The organism is Nevskia sp. (assembly GCF_023266035.1).
In the GTDB taxonomy this organism is placed as follows: Bacteria; Pseudomonadota; Gammaproteobacteria; order Nevskiales; family Nevskiaceae; genus Nevskia.
In genome coordinates, this window is the sequence record NZ_JAHFRY010000099.1 from 1 (window position 1) to 18,234 (window position 18,234).

Genomic DNA, 18,234 nt, shown 5'->3' on the forward strand with positions numbered 1-18,234 from the left:
CCCCAGCGCACCCCCTGACCTTGCGCGAGGCACTGCCCTGTATGCCACAGAATGTTCCGCCTGCCACGGCACGATGGGTCAAGGTGACGGCCCGCTTGCCGCCAACCTGACTCCGAAGCCCGTCAACTTCTCCGATGCCTCACGCGCCCGCGAGCGCAGCGTCTTCGGGCTGTATCAGGTCGTGACACAGGGCTTGGACGGCACCTCGATGCCCAGCTTCGCGGCATTGCCAGATGCGGATCGCTGGGCGCTTGCCTTTACCGTTGGGCAGTTCGCGTTCCCCGCCAATCAAAGTGACGCTGGCAAAGCCTTCTGGGAAGGGAGGTCGCAATTCCGTGAGGCCCTGCCAAATCTGGAAGCCTTGGTGTCGCAGCGTCCCACCGTGCTCGCCGAGAGCAGCGATGAAGCCACCGCTTCAGCACTGACGGCCTATTTGCGCCGCCATCCAGCAGCCGTGCTGCCGACGCGCACACAGTCCTTGCAAATCGTGCGCGCCCACCTAGCTGAAGCTGTCGCCGCCTTTCGGCAAGGCGATCGGGAGTCTGCAGGCCGTCTCGCGGTCGCCGCCTACCTCGATGGCTTCGAGCCGCTAGAGCCGGTGCTGGCGATCAAGGCACCTGACTTGATGCGAACCATCGAAACCGCCATGACTGGCCTGCGCGGGCAGATCGCCAGCGGCGTCGAGCCCAAGCAGATCGAGCAAGCCGTGGCCGGTATCGAGAGTGATCTGGCGCTCGCCGAGGCCGCACTCGAAAGCAACTCCTCCAGTGCTGGTTCGGCGTTTGCCGGGGCCTTCGCCATTCTGCTGCGCGAGGGCGTCGAAGCTCTGCTGGTCGTTGTGGCGATATTGGCGTTCCTGCGCAAGGCTGGCCGTGCCGAAGCCATCCGCTATGTGCATGGCGGTACGCTGGTCGCGCTGCTGGGCGGCGTGGCGACCTGGGGTGCGGCCACCTATCTGGTCACGATCAGCGGTGCCAGCCGAGAGGTCATTGAAGGCGCATCGGGATTGTTTGCCGCAGCTGTGCTCGTATTCATAGGCATCTGGATGCACGGCAAGAGTCAGGCCGGTGCCTGGCAGAAGTATGTGCGCGAGAAGATTGGCGCGGCACTCTCGAAGCAATCGCTTTGGGGATTGTTCGTGCTCAGCTTCGTCGTGGTGTATCGGGAAGTGTTCGAGACCATTTTGTTCTACATCGCGCTGTGGAGTCAGGGTAACGGCCATGCGGTGATCGCGGGCGGGCTTGCTGCCTCGCTCTCCCTCGCCGTGATTGCTTGGCTGCTGCTGCGTTACTCCAAGCGATTGCCACTGGCGCAGTTTTTCTCTTGGAGCGCACTGCTGATGGCCGTGTTGGCCGTGGTACTCACCGGCAAGGGCGTCGCCGGATTGCAGGAAGCCAACCTGATCGCCTCGCACCTCATCGATCTGCCGCGCATCGACCTGTTGGGTTGCTATCCGACGCTGCAAGGTGTTACGGCACAAGCTTTTTGCGCGGCCATATTGATGGTGGGTTTCCTATGGAATCGCTACACCGCAAATCAAAACGTCGAATCCAATCCTTCCGTCGAGGGCGGCCGCTGAAAGCCGATCATTCCCATGTCAACGGCCGCAGACGCCAACCGCTTCTGGGATGCTAGTTCTTGAGTTTAGTCGTTCCGGATTTTCTGCATTTCTTGCCTTTGCATTGCCATACTGTTGGTGCGCTTCTAAAGCGCACCTTCGTCTTACAACGGACCGTTCTTCGAATGGAGTACCGAGGCCAAGCCATATGAAATTGGCGCGGAATGATTCAATCCGCTCGCTACTGAAGCGGACGAGGAAGACTCGGACAGCTGAAAGCGGCACGATGGATGCTTATTAGCGAATGCGGTATGCGCCCATCCGAAGAATCTGACTCAGCATGCTGCCGACATCGAAATCAACACTGATATCGAGCGCAGATTGGACCGCCAGTCCCAGCGGGCGTCCCGCAGATAGGTTTGAGTGGAAAGTCCAGGCGTCAGGATTCAGCTCGATCGTTCGCAGCTCGTCGTCGCAGACCAGCAGCAGACTGTCACCGTGTTCGTGTTGAGCGCTGTCGGCGTTACTCCAGGTGGCCAGCACCGGATGACTGGATCTGAACAATGCCGCTCGCGGTACGAGCGCCAAGCGCAATTTTGGAAGTTGATCGGCCTCAATGGTCGCCAGCTTCTCGTAATCGAACACCGGCTTGTCAGGCGCACGGGCGAGCTGTGCGACGAGCCATTCGAACCGCGCCAGGTCTGGCGCGATGAGCGGGATATCCGCGAGCGGGAGTCGTTCCAGAAAATCGCCGAAGTCTGCGCCATAGACTTCCAGATTACCGTTGCGCGAAGAGGTTGCCGCCACGTAATCGGCGATGATTTTCCCGAAAGTGGCACCAGCAATGACCCTTGCGGTTGCCGGGTAGCTGATGACCAGCGCCTGTTCGAGTAGCGCTGCCGTCGCGTGCCGGTAGATCGCGAACTGATCGTCTGCATCGAGGCCTGAACGCGGAACCACTTGGTCGCAAAGCGCCGGCTCCAGCGGTTCGCCGATAACAGCCGCCATCATCTGGCTTTGCAGAAGAGCCAGCGAAAGTGCCTCGCGCTGCAAATCAGTGATCTCGATCGAGGACATGGCGCGCTGCAAGATCATCCGCTCGCCGCATTTCGGTGAGCAGTTCGTTCAGCGGTGGGATATCGGCATCGCGCTCGATCAATGTCGGACGCCAGCCGATGACCGTCAGTGCTTGCTCGTACAGCGCCCAAACCGCCGCCGGTACCGGACGGCTATGGGTATCGATCAGGGTATGGCCGCGATCCTCGCCGCCAGCGAGGTGATAGGCGACCACCTGATCAGCCGGAATATCGGCGATCGCCCGAATCGCGTCGGCGCCATGATTGACCTGATTGACGTACAGGTTGTTCAGATCGAGCAAAAGGCCGCAGCCGCTACGCTTGGCGACCTCTGCGAGGAACCCGGCTTCGCTGTATTCGGCACCAGCAAATTCGAGATAAGTCGATACGTTCTCCAACGCGATGCTTCGACCCAGGCGGTCCTGTACCTGTTCGACATGGCGGCTGAGCACGTCGACCGCTTCCCGGGTTCTTGGCAACGGCAACAGGTTGTTGCTGTGCAGCCCGCCGATGCTGCCCCAGCAGGCATGTTCGGAAACGAGCCAAGGCTGGTATCGATCGACTAGGTTCGCCAGTTCATCGAGGTGCTTCGGGTCCGGAGGATCGACTGAGCCCAGTGACAAACCGACACCGTGCAGGCTCAGGGGATAGTCGGCCCGCAGTCGTTGCAGTCGACGATGCCGATGCCGGTCATGGCCGAAGTAGTTTTCGCTGTGGACTTCCAGCCAGCCGATCGCCGGACGGGCGTCGTCGATCTCGACGGCGTGCGGATCGCGCAAGCCGATGCCGGCACTTGCCGGCATCGCTTGTCGATACGGGATTCGCTGCACCGAACCGATCGGAACAATCAGGACTTCGAAGTCAGCGAGCCGCCGGATTTCTCACAGCTACCAGTCGGGACCATCTTCCAGTCATCCGGCGCGTTGTCGGCTTTCGCCTGTCCAGCGCAGGAATGCTTGGACGTGCTGCAGCCGTTCTGTCCGGCCTTGGCGATGCCGAAGCATTTCTCTTCGGCCTTCTTGTCGGCCGCTACGGCCGTGGTCGACAGCAGCAGACTGGCAACCGCGCCGGCGATCAACTTCGAGGTATCAAGCGATTTCATCGGATCTTCTCCATGGGTGAACGGGTACTAAGGGCCGGGCCGCCGAAGACGATGAGATCAGGCTTCGGTGCCCGGTAACCATACAAATGGGTCTCGCTTTGGACTTATTGGGCGCGGATCAGTTCGCCTGCCTGCTGCGCCGGTACCGTGGCATAGCGATAGGCGTACTTGCTGCGCAGCCAGGCGTTTTCCGATTCAGCGCTCGGGCGGCTGGCAACAGTCGACGGCGGGCTTGCCGCTCGATCGGTCACCTGTAGCGCCGGATACTTGGCCGCTTTCCAGGCACTGATCGAAGCTGTTTTCTGCACCGGGTCCGTCACGGTTGGCGACGCCACTTCGCAGTCCGTCGTGCGCTGCAGCCAGGAATACTTGGTCTGCATCCAGGTGTTCGGCGCGGCCTCCGATCGCGGCGACTCGTGGGATGAAACGTGTGCCTCGCCGCTATCGCGCTGATCGCTATCGGCATGGGCAACGGAGAGGGTCAACAGGCTGGTGACGGCAAAGCTGATGGCGGCAATGCGCTGGGTATTGAGGATCGACATGGAAGTTCTCGCAGACAGAAAAGGGTTCGACGGAGCCTTGCGACGGGATCGTCAGCAGGGCATGCAGCTAGAAGCGGTGAGGCGCGGAGCGTCCTCAGACTCATAGCCGCAATCGAGCGGTCTGGAGATACAGCGGGCGATGAAGTGAAACGGGTGGCGGAATTGCCGCAGTCAGAAAGCGGATTGCCTGTGGGGGAACCGGCCAAGTCGCTGCCGACGGTCGTGCGGCGAGATGCGTATCGCCGTCGAACTCAGGAAGGCGATCGGCCGATTTGAGTGGCCGAATCAGAACTTGTCGAGCGTCGGCCGGAACGCTAACTCGGCCGAACTCGGCGGCCATGCCGAGGCAACTCGCTGGCGCGTCCTGGCGCGGCGATGCCTCGCAGTCGGTAGACGCAGGCATGGAACCGCCCGTGCAGCACCAGGCAAGGCTGACCGGCAGCAGCAACATGACCACGGTCAGCAGGCTGACGATACCGGTGCGGATCGTTCTGCCGAACATCGTCATGGCGACGGCGGGGTTCATGACTGCGCCTGCCGACGCTTGCCGGTAGTGCCCGATGCGGCCGTCGACCGCTGCGCCGCACACGACCCGGCGGGTTCCAGCACCGATTCGATGATCGGGCAACCGGCAACGCTGCCGTGACCGTCGCAGTCCTCGACCAGCTTCGCCAGCGATTCCCGCATGGCGATCAGATCGGCGATCCGCACATCAATCTCCGCCAGCCGGCCCGAGGCCAGTGCTTTGACATCGGCGCGGTCGCCGCTATGACTCAAGCTCAGCAGTTCGGCGATCTGCTCCAGGGTGAAGCCGAGTGCCTTGGCGCGGCGGATGAAGCGCAAGCGGTCAATCTCGCTCGGCGCGTACAGGCGATACCCGGACAAGGAGCGCAACGGCTTGCCGAGCAGGCCCGAGCGCTCATAGAAACGCACCGTGTCGATGCCGACGCCGGCGGCTTGCGCCAGCTTGCCAATGGTCATCGAGGTAGGGGTGTTCATGGGCTCTGCTCGTTCAACATGCAGACAGCCTAAACCCTGGACCCTAGTCCCGAGTCAAGCGATTCCGGCGTATCGAGGTGCAGGCGCCTGAGCCTGAGTGCGTTGGCGATCACCGAGAACGACGACAGGCTCATCGCCGCACTGGCAATCATCGGCGACAGCAGCCAGCCGAACACCGGATACAGCGCGCCTGCGGCGATGGGTACGCCGATCAGGTTGTAGATGAAGGCGAAGAACAGGTTCTGGCGGATGTTCCGCAGCGTGGCCCGAGACAGGGTGATGGCCTGATGAATGCCGCGCAGATCGCCACGCAGCAAGGTCACGCCGGCCGAGTGCATGGCGACATCGGTGCCAGTGCCCATCGCGATGCCGACATCGGCCTGCGCGAGTGCCGGCGCGTCATTGACGCCATCGCCCGCCATCGCCACCACCCGTCCCTGACGCTGAAACCGGACCACGACCGCTGCCTTGTCCTGCGGCAGGACATCGGCGATCACTTCATCGAGCCCCAGATCGGCGGCGACGGCATCGGCGGTCTGGCGGTTGTCGCCGGTGAGCATGACCAGCCGGATGCCGGATGCCTGAAGCAGCTTGATCGCGCGAACCGTCGTCGGCTTCACTGCATCCGCCACCGCAATGACACCGGCGAGCTTGTTGCCGATGGCGATAAAAATTGCAGTCTCGCCTCGGGCACGGAAGGTTTCCGCAGCGACCGCCAGCTCGGCAGCAGGAATCGCATATCGATCCATCAGCAGCGCATTGCCGACCAGCACGGTCTGGCCGGAGACCGTCGCCCAGACGCCGAGGCCAGGGTCGGAACCGAAATCGCTGACTGCGGCCGGGCTATCGATGCCGCGACTGCGGGCGCCTTCGACCAGCGCACGCGCCAGTGGATGCTCGCTGGCACTCTCCACCGCTACGGCGTGGGCCAACAACTGTTGCTCTGTGAACCCGGCCAGCGGCACCACTGCTCGCAAGCTCGGCCGGCCCTCGGTCAGGGTGCCGGTCTTGTCGACCAGCACCGTATCGACCTTCTCCAGCCGTTCGAGGGCGGCGGCATCCTTGATCAGCACGCCGGCCTGCGCACCCCGGCCGACACCGACCATCACCGACATCGGCGTCGCCAGGCCCAGCGCACAGGGGCAAGCAATGATCAGCACCGATACGGCGGCGACCAGCGCATGCGCCAGTGCCGGCGGCGGTCCGAACAGTGCCCAGGCCGCAGCGGCGACGATGGCGACCAGCACCACCGCCGGCACGAACCAGGCTGACACCTGATCGACCAGCCGCTGCACCGGTGCCCGCGAGCGCTGCGCCTGCGCGACCATCTGCACGATCTGCGACAGCAAGGTGCCGGCACCCACCTTCTCCGCCTTGATCACCAGGCTGCCGCTGCCGTTGACGGTGCCGCCGGTGACGGCATCACCGGACTTTTTCCGGACTGGATCGGGCTCGCCGGTGAGCATCGATTCGTCGACATGGCTATCGCCTTCGATGGTCACGGCATCCACCGGAATCTTCTCGCCCGGCCGCACCCGGAGCCGGTCACCGACCTGAACCTCGGCTAGATCGACATCGGCTTCCTGCCCTGCAGCATCGAGCCGGTGGGCGATCTTCGGCGCCAGTTCGAGCAGCGCACGGATGGCGCTCGATGTCTGCGAACGCGCCCGCAGTTCCAGCACCTGACCGAGCAGCACCAAAGTCACGATCACCGCCGCCGCTTCGAAGTACAGCGGCGCGTGGCCGTTCATCGTGAACGCGGCCGGCAGCAGGCTGGGAAACAGCATCGACACCAAGCTGAACGTATACGCAACGCCGGTGCCGATCGCGATCAAGGTGAACATGTTCGGGCTGCGATTGACCACCGAAGCCCAGCCGCGGACGAAAAATGGCGCACCGGCCCACAACACGACCGGGGTCGCCAGCAGGAATTGCAGCGCTGACGACCATCCGTTGCCAAGCAAGGCCATGAGGTTCCAGGCAGGCACCAGCTCGCTCATGGTCAGGATCAGCAGCGGCAAGCTCAACCCAGCACCGACCTTGAAGCGCCGCGTCATCGACAACAGTTCCGGATCTTCAGCGCTATCGAGTGACGGCGCTTCTGGTTCCAGCGCCATGCCGCATTTCGGGCAACTGCCGGGGCCGGTCTGACGCACTTCCGGGTGCATCGGGCAGGTGTAGATCGCGTCGCTGGAAATCGACGCAGGTGCAGGAGCCACCTTGGCATGCAGAAACTGGTCAGGCGCTGCCTTGAACTTCGACTGGCAGCCGGCGCTGCAGAAGTAGTAGCTGTTGCCGGCAAGATCGACTTTGAGCGCGGTCGCCGGATTGACCGTCATGCCGCAGACCGGATCGATCGCAGTCGCGCCCCCAGCCGTGCGCGGTTCGCTATTCGCACCGTGCTTCGCGTGACAGCAGCTCTTGGCTGCGGCAGCGGTTGGCGTGATCGGTTGCAACATGGTCATGACAAGCTCCTTCAAACGGTGTGGAAGCAGCGTAAACCCCGGACCAAGGTCCAGAGTCAAGCGGTTTCCAGCTGGCAGGATCTCAACCTGCGCGCTGCCTATCTGCGCGTAGTCGCGGATGCGGCCACGTCGGTGCTGGCGATCCTGGCACTCGTCGGCAGCATGATCTGGGGCGCAAGTTGGCTCGATCCGGTGATGGGAATTGTCGGCGCGACGCTGGTCGCGGTATGGGCGCGCGGGCTGCTGCGCGACAGTGGTCGCGGGCTGCTGGATGCCGAGATGAAAGCGCCGGTGGTAGGCGAGATCCGCGAGGTGATCGCGGCGAGTCCGATTCCTGCCCGTATCGACGATCTTCACGTCTGGCGCGTCGGCAAGAACAAGTACGTCTGCATCCTGGGTCTTTCGACAGCGGCGACTGCCGAACCCGACTACTTCCGGCGCCAGTTATCGATCCACGAGGAACTGGTTCACGTCACCGTCGAGCTGAATTCCGACCAGGTACAAGGGCCTGTCGTGGCGATTTGAAAGCTGGGGCGGCGGATCATCCTCACGGACATCTCGCCAACGATTGGCGACGAGTCTCGTCATGGGGTGATCAGCGGATGCGGCGAAGACGACCAATGAACGTGAGCGATCCGCCAGCCGCCGTCACCACGCTGCAAGACCAGCGACTCGGTGGAATCAAGGTCGATGTCGCGGTCCTCGTATCGGCCCTGCAACCGGGATTTCGTGGCCACCCAGCGGGTATCCCCATTGCCGGCTGATTGTCGGGACAGCAAAGCGCGTGTCTTGTGCGAGTGCGGCCAGGTGGTTGACGGTCAGTTATAATTCCATATTTCTACAATTATTTAAATAAAATGCTGAGTCAAGAAGTCGCTGGCGACGACGCATTACAAACCGAGTCAGCGAGGCTGTCCGCACCAGGCAGCCAGACAGGCTCCATCAGTTGAGATCGCAGCGGGCTAGGAGCTGCCCGCTGCGACCGATCACTCAGTGGCTAAGCTCATAGCTACTACGTGGGATCGCTTTTGGGCGATAACCGACGCAGTGCGCGCCGATGGATCAGCAGGTAGGCCGCAGGCAGCACGAACATCGAGAGCATCGGTGCGGTAATCATTCCGCCGACCATCGGCGCTGCGATGCGCCGCATGACTTCCGAGCCGGTGCCACCGCCGAACATGATCGGCAGCAGGCCGGCGACGATGACCGCGACGGTCATGGCCTTGGGCCGCACGCGAAGCACGGCGCCTTCTTCGATGGCCTCGATCAGATCGCTCTCCGTGTGGAACTGATCTTTCTTGCGCCGCTTCTCGATGGCCTGATCGAGGTAGATCAGCATGATGACGCCGAACTCGGCCGCGACACCGGCCAGCGCAATGAAGCCAATCGACGAGGCAATCGAAAGGTTGTAACCAAGCAAGTAGAGCAGCCACAGCCCACCGACCAGCGCGAACGGCAACGTCGCCATGATGAGCGTCGCAGACGCGAAGCTGCGGAAGGTCAGATACAGCAGCACGAAGATGATGACCAAGGTGAACGGCACGACCAGCTCCAGCTTCTTGGTCGCGCGCTCCAGATACTCGAACTGCCCTGACCAGGTGATCGAATATCCGGGCGGCAGTGTGACGCGCTGACTGACGAGCTTCTGCGCCTGCGCTACATAGCTGCCTAGATCGCGTCCGCTGATGTCCACGAAGACCCAGCCGTTGAGTCGCGCGTTTTCGCTGCGCAACTGCGGCGGGCCGTCGGTGACGACGAGATCGGCCACCGCGCCGAGCGTGGTCGTGGCGCCTGCTTCGGTGACGATGGGCAGCACGCGCAGCTTGTCAACGGAGTCGCGCAGCTCACGCGGGTAGCGGATGTTGATCGGGAAACGCTGCAAGCCCTCAACGGTTTCGCCGACGTTTTCGCCGCCGATGGCGAGCGCCACGACTTGCTGCACGTCGGCCAGCGAAAGGCCGAAGCGGGCGGCGCGGACACGATCAATGTGAATCTCGACGTAGCGTCCACCTCGCACGCGCTCGGCATAGGCCGACCGGGTACCGGGCACCGCCTTGACGGTGGCCTCGACCTCTTCGCCGATCTTCTCGATGATCTTCAAGTCCGGCCCGGCGATCTTCACGCCGACGGGGCTCTTGATGCCGGTCGAGAGCATGTCGATGCGGTTGCGGATCGGCTGCACCCAGAGGTTGGCAAGACCAGGAATCGTCAGCGCCGCATTCATCTCGTCGATCAACTGATCCTGTGTTTTTCCGCTCGGCCATTCCGAACGCGGCTTGAAGCGGATCGTGGTCTCGAACATCTCAAGGCCCGCCGGATCGGTCGCGGTTTCGGCGCGACCGACCTTGCCGAAGACGCGCTCGACTTCTGGAAACTGCATCAGGATTTTGTCGGTCTGCTGCAAGAGTTGCGAAGCCTTGTCCGCAGACAGGCCCGGCAAGGCCGAAGGCATGTACAACAGATCGCCTTCGACCAGCGGCGGCATGAACTCGCTGCCGAGATTGGTGACCGGCACGACGGTCAGCAACAACAACAAACCTGCGACACCGAGCGTCGCTTTCGGGAAGCGCAGAACGAAGGCAAGCAAAGGTCTGTAGATCGCGATCAGGACGCGGTTGACCGGGTTGCTGCGCTCGTCCGGGATTCGGCCCCGGATGAAATAGAACATCAGCACCGGAATCAGCGTCACCGACAGCCCGGCGGCAGCGGCCATCGAATAGGTCTTGGTGAACGCCAAAGGCCCGAACAGCTTTCCTTCCTGCGCCTCCAGCGTGAACACCGGCACGAAGCTCAGGGTGATGATGAGCAGACTGAAGAACAGGGCTGGGCCGACCTCGGCTGCGGCTTCACCGATCAAGGCAGTCTGCTCGGCAAGGGTCGGTTTTCGTCCGGGGTTGGCGTGGTTCCAGACTTCGACGTGCTTGTGTGCGTTCTCGATCATCACCACCGCCGCATCGACCATTGCGCCGATGGCAATCGCGATGCCGCCGAGCGACATGATGTTGGCGTTGACGCCCTGCCAGTTCATCACCGTGAACGCGGCAAGGATGCCGAGCGGCAGGCTGACGATGGCGACGAGTGCCGAGCGTAGATGAAACAGGAATAGCGCACAGACGACGGTGACAACGATGAATTCCTCGATCAGCCGGTCGCGCAAGGTCGCGACCGACTTGTGGATCAGTTCCGAACGGTCATAGGTCGCGACAATCTCGACGCCCTTGGGCAGACCCTGTTGCAGACTGGCGATCTTGGTCTTCACCCCCTCAATCGTTTCCAGCGCGTTCTTGCCGGCGCGCATGACGATGACGCCGCCGACGGCCTCGCCCTTGCCATCGAGTTCGGAAATGCCGCGACGGATTTCGGGGCCGATCTGGATACGAGCGACATCACCGAGCAGGATCGGCGTGCCGCCAGCGCCGAGTCCTACGGGCACCGTGCGGAAATCGTCGAGGCTTTTCAGGTAGCCGGTTGCGCGGACGGCGTATTCGGCTTCGCCGAGTTCCAGCACCGAGCCGCCGGTTTCATTGTTCGAGTCGCGCAGCGCGGACTTCACCTTGTCGATGGTGACGCCGAGCGCGCGCATACGGTCGGGGTCGAGCACGACTTGGTATTGCTTGACCAGGCCGCCGACGCTGGCGACTTCGGCGACATTCGGCACGCTCTTGAGTTCGTACTTCAGGAACCAGTCCTGCAAGGCGCGAAGCTGCGAGGTGTCGTACTTGCCGCTGTGATCGACCAGTGCGTACTCATAAATCCAACCGACGCCGGTGCCGTCAGGCCCGAGCGTCGGTTTCGCCGATGGCGGCAAGCGGCCGGTGACTTGGTTGAGGTATTCGAGCACGCGCGAGCGCGCCCAATACAGGTCGGTCTTGTCGTCGAAGATGATGTAGACGTAGGAGTCGCCGAAGAACGAATAGCCGCGCACGGTGCGTGCGCCGGGCACTGACAGCATCGTCGTGGTCAGCGGATAGGTGACCTGATCCTCGACCACTTGCGGGGCCTGACCGGGGAACTCGGTGCGGATGATGACCTGCGTATCGGACAAGTCCGGCAATGCATCGAGCGGTGTCGAGAGGGTTGCGTGAATGCCCCAGGCTGTCAGCAGCAAGGTGCCCATCAGCACCAGGAAGCGGTTCTGTATCGACCAGCGGATAACGGACGCGAGCATGTCAGTGCCCCCCGTCCGATGGTGCGCCCGGCGCGGCGGCCGAAGGTGCCGGCATCAGCTTCGGATCGGCGTCTTTCTCCTTGCCGTCACCGGACCCTGTGCCCGATCCCGTTAAATTATCGAAGGCGCCGCGCAGGCTGGCCTCGGAGTCGATCAGGAACTGACCCGATGCAACCACCTTCTGGCCAAGCGTCACCCCTTCAAGGATTTCGGATCGGCCGCCGTGTTCAGCACCGACGCGGACCAGCGCAGGACGGAAGTGCGTCTCGTCGTCTGCGACGATGATGACGCTGCGCTCGCCGGTCTTGATGACCGCCTCGGTTGGCACCGTCAGCACCTGCTCGCGCGGTACACCTGTGAGATGCACCGTCGCAAACATTCCCGGCCGCAGCTTCTCGCCGGGATTCGCAACGACGACGCGAATCTTCAGCGTGCGTGTGGCCTGCATCAACTCCGGGTAGAGATAATCGACGCGCCCGCTGAATCCTTCGCCCGGCAACGCGGGCACTTCGGCTTTTACCGGATCGCCCGGCTTGATCCACGCCGCCTGTGTTTCCGGTATTTCGGCATTCACCCAGACGCTGGAGAGATCGGCCAGTTGGAACAGCATCGTGTCCGGCTGCACGGCTGCACCCTGACGGACACCCAGTTCCATGACGTAGCCATCAAACGGCGCGTAGTAGTTGACCCTGCGTTCCGACTCGCCGGTTTTTTCGATGTGCGCGACCTGGCTCTCCGACAACCCGAACAGCAGCAGTCGTCTGCGCGCGGCCTGAATCAGCGAGGGATCACCTGAGCTGCGGGCGATCAGCAGCTCCTGCTGCGTTGCAAGTAAGTCCGGCGAGTAGACGGCGGCGAGCCGCTGCCCGCGACGCACAGCGTCGCCGGCCGCGCGGACATCGAGCTGCTCGACCCAGCCAGGCTGACGCACCTGGATTGCCTGGATGCGGTGCTCATCGACGGCCACGGTCCCGACCGTATCGACCACGCGCGCGAAACTGCCTTGCTCGACAGTTGCCAGGCGCACGCCAAGGTTCTGGACGACACGGGCGTCGATGCCGATGCTGCCGGCCGGCGCAGTGCCGCCGGCATCATCGCCGTATTTCGCAACCAGTTGCATGTCCATGAACGGCGACTTGCCGGGTTTGTCGAAGTGCTGGTCCGGCACCATCGGGTCGTACCAGAACAAGGGCTTCTTCTCCGCTGCGGGAGCATCCGAGGTAGCCGTGCCCGCAGTGGCCGGCGCGGCGTCGCCGCATTTCGGGACGAGCTGCATGTCCATGAAGGGCGACTTGCCGGGCTTGTCGAAACGCTGGGTCGGCACCATCGGGTCATACCAATAGCTTGGTGCAGCGTTGCCGCAGGCATCGGTCTTCGGCTGGCTGCCATGCCCGTTACGGAACAATACAAAACCAATCCCGCCGACCAGGATCACCATTGAAACGATCAGCAGAATGTTGGACTCACCTTTGTTGGGGCGCTTCATGGTGCTTCTCCTGAAGAGGTTTGCGAAGCAGTCAAATAATCGAGACGAACCTGGGCGCGCGCCGCTTCCACGGCGAGCGCAAGACGTTGAAGCTGGGTATCGAGCAGGCTGCGGCGTGCGAGCAGCACGGCGTCGAAGCTGCCGCGTCCCGCCTCGTAGGCGCTGCGGGCGGCATCAATGCGCCGCTGGGCATCGGGAAGAATGGTGTTGTCGAATTCGCCGACGCGGACCTGGTAGTGATGCCAGTCGAGATAGTCCTGGTTCACCTGCGCGTGCAGCTCGCGCAGCATGTCCCGTTTGCGCTCTGTGCTCACATTCGACTGCTGGAGCGCGGCGGCCAAGTCGCGGTCCTGGCGGTTCTTCGTGAAGTACGGCAAGTCGATGCTCACCTGCACGCCGACGAAATCGGCGAAGTCCTGCCGATAGGCGAAGTAGCCTTCCACGGAGACATCGGGTTTATAGGCTTGTCGGGCGATAGCGATGTCGGTGGTCGAGGCGGCGATCTGCTTGTCCAAGCCGCCGACGACCGGGTGATGATCGACCGCCGCGATCAGCGCAGGGAGTCCGCTCGCCGGTGGTGGCAATGACGGCGAATCGGCCAGCGGTCGGCCTGCATCGTCGCCGATCCAGCGCGCGAGGCCGGCGCGCATGCGCAGGGCACGGTGCAGCCAGTCATGTGACTTGTCATCGGCCAGCCCCACTTCGACTTTCGCAGCCAGCCAATCAGCCTGCGACGCCTTGCCGTTGCCGTAGTCTTTTTCGAGCGATTTCGTTTGTAGCGCGGCTTCCGACGACATTTTCTGCGTCAGCTTCAGCCCTTGCTCGGCCTCGTAGATATCCAACCAGGCGAGCGACGTATCGCGGCGAACCGAGCGTCGGTCGTTATCGAGTGCCGCGCGGTCGGCATCGGCTTCAAGTTGCTTGCGCTCGCCCTTGAGGCGGCGTTTGTCGGCACGCGGAAAATCCTGGCTGAGTCCGACGGTGAACTCGGTGAAGCTGTCGCGGCGCAGGCTGAACGATTCGCCGGTATTGATGGGCAGCTCCTTCAGTCCCCCGGAAAGTTTCGGGTCCGGGAGCTGCCGGGCGGCAATGGCTTGCTGCTCCTCGGCCTCGATCTGTGCTTCGCGCCCGGTCAACACCGGCTGATCGGTTAGGGAGAGCCGGACGGCCTCGTCGAGCGATAACGGCGGCCCCGCACCGGCGGCAGGTGGATCGGAGGAATTGGTATCAGAAGTTCCCGCCAATCCGTCTGCGGCACTTGCAACGCCTGCAACGAACAGGAGCAGCAAGCAAGAGGAGTAAGGCAAGAACAATCGGGAAAATCTCATGTCAGTCTCTTTGCAAAACGCGATATGCACAAAGCAGCCGGTCCCAAAAATCGGAACCGGCTGCGGTTAGCGAGTGACTCAGTGCTTGTCGGTCGAGCGGCGTCCGCAAGGCCCATAGCGCTGCGGGTCTTTAACGGACATGATCGCTTCCCATGACCCGGATCTCAGCGTGCAACCGGCCCGAGGCGGCAGATCCGCTGCCGGCAGATGCGGCCCGTAATGAGACGGGTCTTTGATCGACATGATTGCGGCAAAGGAACCGGGTGCCGGCGCCCAAGCGTCCGTCCGTGGCGGAAGATCGGCAGCCGGCAGGTGCGGTCCGAAGTGCGACGGGTCTTTGATCGCCATGATCGCGGCGAAGGAACCTGGTGCAGGCGATGCGTCGCGGGCGTGCGCCGTGACAGGGCCAGCGGACACAGCGATGACAACAGCGGCGAGCAGGGCGCGCCGCGCAAACTTATAGGTAGACATTTTTGTACCTCTCAAGGGATTCGATGATCGAGCCGACCCAAGCAGGGCCAGCCACGAAAAACAGTGCCGGGCGGCTCAGCAGCGAGCCGCAAAGACCATCGAACTTATAGGCGCAGGCGCGCCGTCTGGAGGTACAGCGGTTGGACTCGATACCAGCCGGCATCGAGTTCGTGAGCAACGTGATAGCGGCCGGCGGTATCGACCGCCGAGGGGATCAGCGCCGTGATCGCGGGGAGGAACGTCGGCGGAAGATCGCCGATCTGAAGACCACCGTGATGCGACGTGTCTACTGTGGTAGCAGCCTGACCCAATGGCGCATCGTTGGACGCCACCTTATCGCAGCAGGCTTTCTCACCAATCCCCGCAGCGCAGGGTGCCTTTTTATCCGGCGGGCAGCAGTCATGAGCCGTCATCGCGGCCGGACTCATTCCGCAGGCAAACTCCGTCCTCGCCTGAGCCGTGAGGCTCACGAGGATCATGAAGATTGCGATGATTTGCCGGAATGACATGGAGGTTTTTAGATGCTGTCTATGGGGTCTAGTTGAAAGTCGGGTTGCTTCTTGTTGATCGTTTCACTTTACGCCAATTTTCACGGCGCGGTATACGCGCAAAGTCCGCGAAAATAGGTCCAAAACGCCGTGCTTCGGCGACCTCCGAGTCGGCCTTCACGACCGGGCTCCGCGCAACCGAAGCGCATTGCCGATGACGGACACCGACGACAGGCTCATCGGCAGGCTCGCCAGCATCGGCGACAGCAATACCCCGAAGAATGGGTAAGCGCACCGGCCGCAATTGGAATGCCGACGACGTTGTAGGCGAAGGCAAAAAACAGGTCCTGACGGATGTTGCGCATCACCTCGTGCGACAAAACTGCGGCTCTCGCGATGCCTCGCAGATCGCTACCAAACAGCGTGATACCAGCCGACTGGATGCCGACATCCGCGCATGCCAGTGCCGGCGCGTCATTGACGCCATCACCGGCCATTGCGACAACGCGGCCTTGCTTTTGTAGCCGCTCGATAGCCGCTGCCTTGTCGGCCGGCATGACATTGGCGAGTACGTCGTCGATGCCGAGCCGGGCAGCAACAGCCTGCGCCGTGCGCGTCTCATCGTCGGTGAGCATGATCAGTTTGATGCCGCGCGCCTTGATCGCGGCGACCGCTTCGGCGGTCGTCGGTTTCATCGCATCGGCAATGCCAAGCAGCCCGAGTGCCTTACCGTCGGCAGCGACAAATACCACGGTGTGGCCCTGAGCACGGTATTCGTCGGCACGCGCGACCAGGGCGGTCGCGTCGATGCCTTCACGCTGCATGAGCGCGGCGTTGCCAACTAGCACGCGATGACTCTCAACCTGCGCCCACACGCCCAGCCCAGGATCGGAAGCAAACTGCTCCGCATTGGGGATCGTCAGCTTGTGAGCCGTCGCACCATCGCCGATGGCTCGCGCCAGGGGATGCTCGCTTGCGGATTCGGTCGCTGCGGCCAGACGCAAAAGTGTTTCTTCACTGGCTCCATCGGCCGGAATGATCGCCTGCAAAGTCGGCTTGCCTTCGGTCAGCGTGCCGGTCTTGTCTACGACAATCGTATCGACCTTTTCCATCCGTTCGAGCGCCGACGCGTCTTTGATCAGCCCCCCTTCATGGGCACCGCGACCGACGCCGACCATGATCGACATCGGCGTCGCTAGTCCCAGCGCGCAGGGACAGGCGATGATGAGCACCGAGACCGCGACGACCAGCGCATGCGCCAGGGCCGGTGCCGGGCCGAACACGGCCCAGCCGACGGCGGCAAGCACCGCGATGGTGACCACCAGCGGCACAAACCAGCCTGCGACCTGATCGGCGAGCCGCTGTATCGGCGCACGCGATCGCTGCGCCTGCGAAACCATATGGACGATCTGCGCCAAGAGCGTGTCGGTGCCGACGTGCTGGGCGCTGATGACGAGACTGCCCGTACCGTTGAGGGTGCCTCCCATCACAGCATCGCCGGCCCCTTTCCGCACCGGATTCGGCTCGCCCGTCAGCATCGACTCATCGACATGGCTGCTGCCGTCGATCACTTCCGCATCCACGGGAATTTTCTCGCCGGGGCGAACCCGCAGCCGGTCGCCGATCACGACCGTTGCCAGATCGACTTCGCTTTCGGCTCCATCATCATCCAGACGATGCGCCGTCTTCGGTGCGAGTTGCAGCAGTGCTCTGATTGCGCCGGAAGTCTGCGAACGTGCGCGCAGTTCCAGCACCTGACCGAGCAGCACCAAGGCCGTGATGACGGCCGCAGCCTCGAAATACAGTGGCGGCATGCCGTTCGCCATCCGGAACGATGCTGGCAGCAATTCGGGGAACAGCAGGGCGAAGATACTGAAGCCACAGGCTGCGCCGGTGCCTAGCGCGATCAGCGTGAACATGTTCAGACTGCGGTTGATCAGCGACTGCCAGCCGCGCACGAAGAATGGCCGGCCGCCCCAGAGGACGACCGGCGTCGCAAGTGCGAGTTGAACTGCACCGGCGAGACCGCGACCTATTACGCCAGCGATGTCGAGGGCCGGCACCAGTCTGCTCCGCCGGATTTGAAGATCAGCACCTTCGGCAGCAACAAGGCGCGGACGGTTGCCTGATCACCTGTGGCCAGGGCATCGGCGAATCGGTCGGCGATCTGTGCAGCGGATTCATCTTCGGCCACCGGCGCTCCTTGGGCCACGACGAACACGAGCGCCAGGCATAGGATGAGCACTGTGATGTACAGCGACCACGGTCTTCCGCGCGAGTTACCGCAACAATTGCTCATAACTGAATATCCTCGGTTATGGAAGCGCTGATGACCCTGCGGCCACTTCGCCATTTTTGGCAGGACCATGCGTCGAGAACACCTGCTGCTGCCCGTTGTCGCCAAACAGGACGACATCGAACGGGTCCTGCCGATCACCCTGTTCCATGCCCGGCGAGCCGATCGGCATGTCCGGCACCGCGATGCCGCGGCCGGTGGGACGTTCGGCGAGCAGCCGTTTGATGTCCGATGCCGGGACGTGTCCTTCAAGCA

At 62.8% G+C, this 18,234-nt stretch carries 17 protein-coding genes and 1 pseudogene; 2 read left to right on the forward strand and 16 right to left on the reverse strand.

Features of this window, described 5'->3' with window-relative positions; genetic code table 11:
- A partial coding sequence (locus Q0D45_RS15115; RefSeq protein ID WP_293394417.1) for a cytochrome c/FTR1 family iron permease occupies positions 1–1,579 on the forward strand: 1,579 nt, incomplete at its 5' end.
- 276 nt (positions 1,580–1,855) lie between these two features.
- Here Q0D45_RS15115 and Q0D45_RS15120 read toward each other — a convergent pair.
- The 7 genes from Q0D45_RS15120 to Q0D45_RS15150 form a co-directional block, all read right to left on the reverse strand.
- Complete coding sequence (locus Q0D45_RS15120) at positions 1,856–2,635, reverse strand: putative DNA-binding domain-containing protein (RefSeq protein ID WP_293394420.1); 780 nt, start codon at positions 2,633–2,635, stop codon at positions 1,856–1,858.
- On the reverse strand, positions 2,613–3,437 hold the full coding sequence (locus tag Q0D45_RS15125) for a DUF692 domain-containing protein (protein WP_293394423.1): 825 nt from the start codon (positions 3,435–3,437) through the stop codon (positions 2,613–2,615). Before Q0D45_RS15125 ends, Q0D45_RS15120 begins: the two co-directional genes overlap by 23 nt.
- 44 nt (positions 3,438–3,481) lie before the next feature.
- Complete coding sequence (locus tag Q0D45_RS15130) at positions 3,482–3,736, reverse strand: DUF2282 domain-containing protein (protein WP_293394426.1); 255 nt, start codon at positions 3,734–3,736, stop codon at positions 3,482–3,484.
- Between the two features lie 104 nt (positions 3,737–3,840).
- Positions 3,841–4,278 carry a hypothetical protein gene (locus tag Q0D45_RS15135; RefSeq protein ID WP_293394429.1) on the reverse strand — a complete coding sequence of 146 codons (438 nt, stop codon included), beginning with the start codon at positions 4,276–4,278 and terminating at the stop codon, positions 3,841–3,843.
- Between the two features lie 100 nt (positions 4,279–4,378).
- Positions 4,379–4,804 (reverse strand): hypothetical protein, encoded by a 426-nt coding sequence (locus Q0D45_RS15140; RefSeq protein WP_293394432.1) that lies wholly within the window; start codon positions 4,802–4,804, stop codon positions 4,379–4,381.
- Positions 4,801–5,277, reverse strand: coding sequence for a MerR family DNA-binding protein (locus tag Q0D45_RS15145; protein WP_293394435.1), 477 nt, complete (start codon positions 5,275–5,277; stop codon positions 4,801–4,803). The genes Q0D45_RS15140 and Q0D45_RS15145 overlap by 4 nt, the downstream gene beginning before the upstream one ends.
- A gap of 29 nt (positions 5,278–5,306) precedes the next feature.
- Positions 5,307–7,616, reverse strand: coding sequence for a heavy metal translocating P-type ATPase (locus tag Q0D45_RS15150; protein ID WP_293394437.1), 2,310 nt, complete (start codon positions 7,614–7,616; stop codon positions 5,307–5,309).
- On the opposite strand from Q0D45_RS15150, the gene Q0D45_RS15155 reads away from it, so the two are divergent.
- The gene (locus tag Q0D45_RS15155) at positions 7,503–8,267 is read left to right on the forward strand and encodes a cation transporter (RefSeq protein ID WP_366946466.1); all 765 of its coding nucleotides are present in this window, start codon (positions 7,503–7,505) and stop codon (positions 8,265–8,267) included. The two genes, Q0D45_RS15150 and Q0D45_RS15155, sit on opposite strands and share 114 nt — an antisense overlap.
- Positions 8,268–8,326: 59 nt before the next feature.
- On the opposite strand, the gene Q0D45_RS21675 is transcribed toward Q0D45_RS15155, so the two are convergent.
- From Q0D45_RS21675 to Q0D45_RS15200, 9 genes and pseudogenes are all read right to left on the reverse strand, one after another.
- Positions 8,327–8,521, reverse strand: a complete 195-nt coding sequence (locus Q0D45_RS21675; protein ID WP_366946467.1) for a nuclear transport factor 2 family protein — start codon at positions 8,519–8,521, stop codon at positions 8,327–8,329.
- Between the two features lie 233 nt (positions 8,522–8,754).
- A complete protein-coding gene (locus Q0D45_RS15160; protein WP_293394441.1) occupies positions 8,755–11,910 on the reverse strand; it encodes an efflux RND transporter permease subunit in 3,156 nt (1,051 codons plus the stop codon).
- Position 11,911: 1 nt separating this feature from the next.
- Positions 11,912–13,396: an efflux RND transporter periplasmic adaptor subunit gene (locus Q0D45_RS15165; RefSeq protein ID WP_366946468.1), complete on the reverse strand. Its 1,485-nt coding sequence runs from the start codon at positions 13,394–13,396 to the stop codon at positions 11,912–11,914.
- Positions 13,393–14,724 (reverse strand): TolC family protein, encoded by a 1,332-nt coding sequence (locus tag Q0D45_RS15175; RefSeq protein WP_293394444.1) that lies wholly within the window; start codon positions 14,722–14,724, stop codon positions 13,393–13,395. Before Q0D45_RS15175 ends, Q0D45_RS15165 begins: the two co-directional genes overlap by 4 nt.
- 78 nt (positions 14,725–14,802) lie before the next feature.
- Entirely contained in the window at positions 14,803–15,195 is a 393-nt protein-coding gene (locus Q0D45_RS15180; protein ID WP_293394446.1) for a hypothetical protein, read from the reverse strand.
- Positions 15,196–15,299: 104 nt separating this feature from the next.
- Positions 15,300–15,704: a hypothetical protein gene (locus tag Q0D45_RS15185; protein ID WP_293394449.1), complete on the reverse strand. Its 405-nt coding sequence runs from the start codon at positions 15,702–15,704 to the stop codon at positions 15,300–15,302.
- Between the two features lie 156 nt (positions 15,705–15,860).
- A pseudogene (locus tag Q0D45_RS15190) lies at positions 15,861–17,695 on the reverse strand (copper-translocating P-type ATPase); the annotation flags it as partial.
- 23 nt (positions 17,696–17,718) lie between these two features.
- Entirely contained in the window at positions 17,719–17,904 is a 186-nt protein-coding gene (locus Q0D45_RS15195) for a hypothetical protein (RefSeq protein ID WP_293394455.1), read from the reverse strand.
- Positions 17,905–17,998: 94 nt separating this feature from the next.
- Positions 17,999–18,234 (reverse strand): DUF411 domain-containing protein (locus Q0D45_RS15200; RefSeq protein WP_293394457.1); only part of this gene is annotated, 236 nt, incomplete at its 5' end.

Coding starts and splice junctions, on each gene's coding strand:
- Q0D45_RS15120 (WP_293394420.1), bottom strand. CDS start 2,635: ATGTCCTCGATCGAGATCACTGATTTGCAGCGCGAGGCACTTTCGCTG.
- Q0D45_RS15125 (WP_293394423.1), bottom strand. CDS start 3,437: ATGCCGGCAAGTGCCGGCATCGGCTTGCGCGATCCGCACGCCGTCGAG.
- Q0D45_RS15130 (WP_293394426.1), bottom strand. CDS start 3,736: ATGAAATCGCTTGATACCTCGAAGTTGATCGCCGGCGCGGTTGCCAGT.
- Q0D45_RS15135 (WP_293394429.1), bottom strand. CDS start 4,278: ATGTCGATCCTCAATACCCAGCGCATTGCCGCCATCAGCTTTGCCGTC.
- Q0D45_RS15140 (WP_293394432.1), bottom strand. CDS start 4,804: ATGAACCCCGCCGTCGCCATGACGATGTTCGGCAGAACGATCCGCACC.
- Q0D45_RS15145 (WP_293394435.1), bottom strand. CDS start 5,277: ATGAACACCCCTACCTCGATGACCATTGGCAAGCTGGCGCAAGCCGCC.
- Q0D45_RS15155 (WP_366946466.1), top strand. CDS start 7,503: ATGCAGAAACTGGTCAGGCGCTGCCTTGAACTTCGACTGGCAGCCGGC.
- Q0D45_RS15150 (WP_293394437.1), bottom strand. CDS start 7,616: ATGACGGTCAATCCGGCGACCGCGCTCAAAGTCGATCTTGCCGGCAAC.
- Q0D45_RS15160 (WP_293394441.1), bottom strand. CDS start 11,910: ATGCTCGCGTCCGTTATCCGCTGGTCGATACAGAACCGCTTCCTGGTG.
- Q0D45_RS15165 (WP_366946468.1), bottom strand. CDS start 13,396: ATGAAGCGCCCCAACAAAGGTGAGTCCAACATTCTGCTGATCGTTTCA.
- Q0D45_RS15175 (WP_293394444.1), bottom strand. CDS start 14,724: ATGAGATTTTCCCGATTGTTCTTGCCTTACTCCTCTTGCTTGCTGCTC.
- Q0D45_RS15180 (WP_293394446.1), bottom strand. CDS start 15,195: ATGTCTACCTATAAGTTTGCGCGGCGCGCCCTGCTCGCCGCTGTTGTC.
- Q0D45_RS15185 (WP_293394449.1), bottom strand. CDS start 15,704: ATGTCATTCCGGCAAATCATCGCAATCTTCATGATCCTCGTGAGCCTC.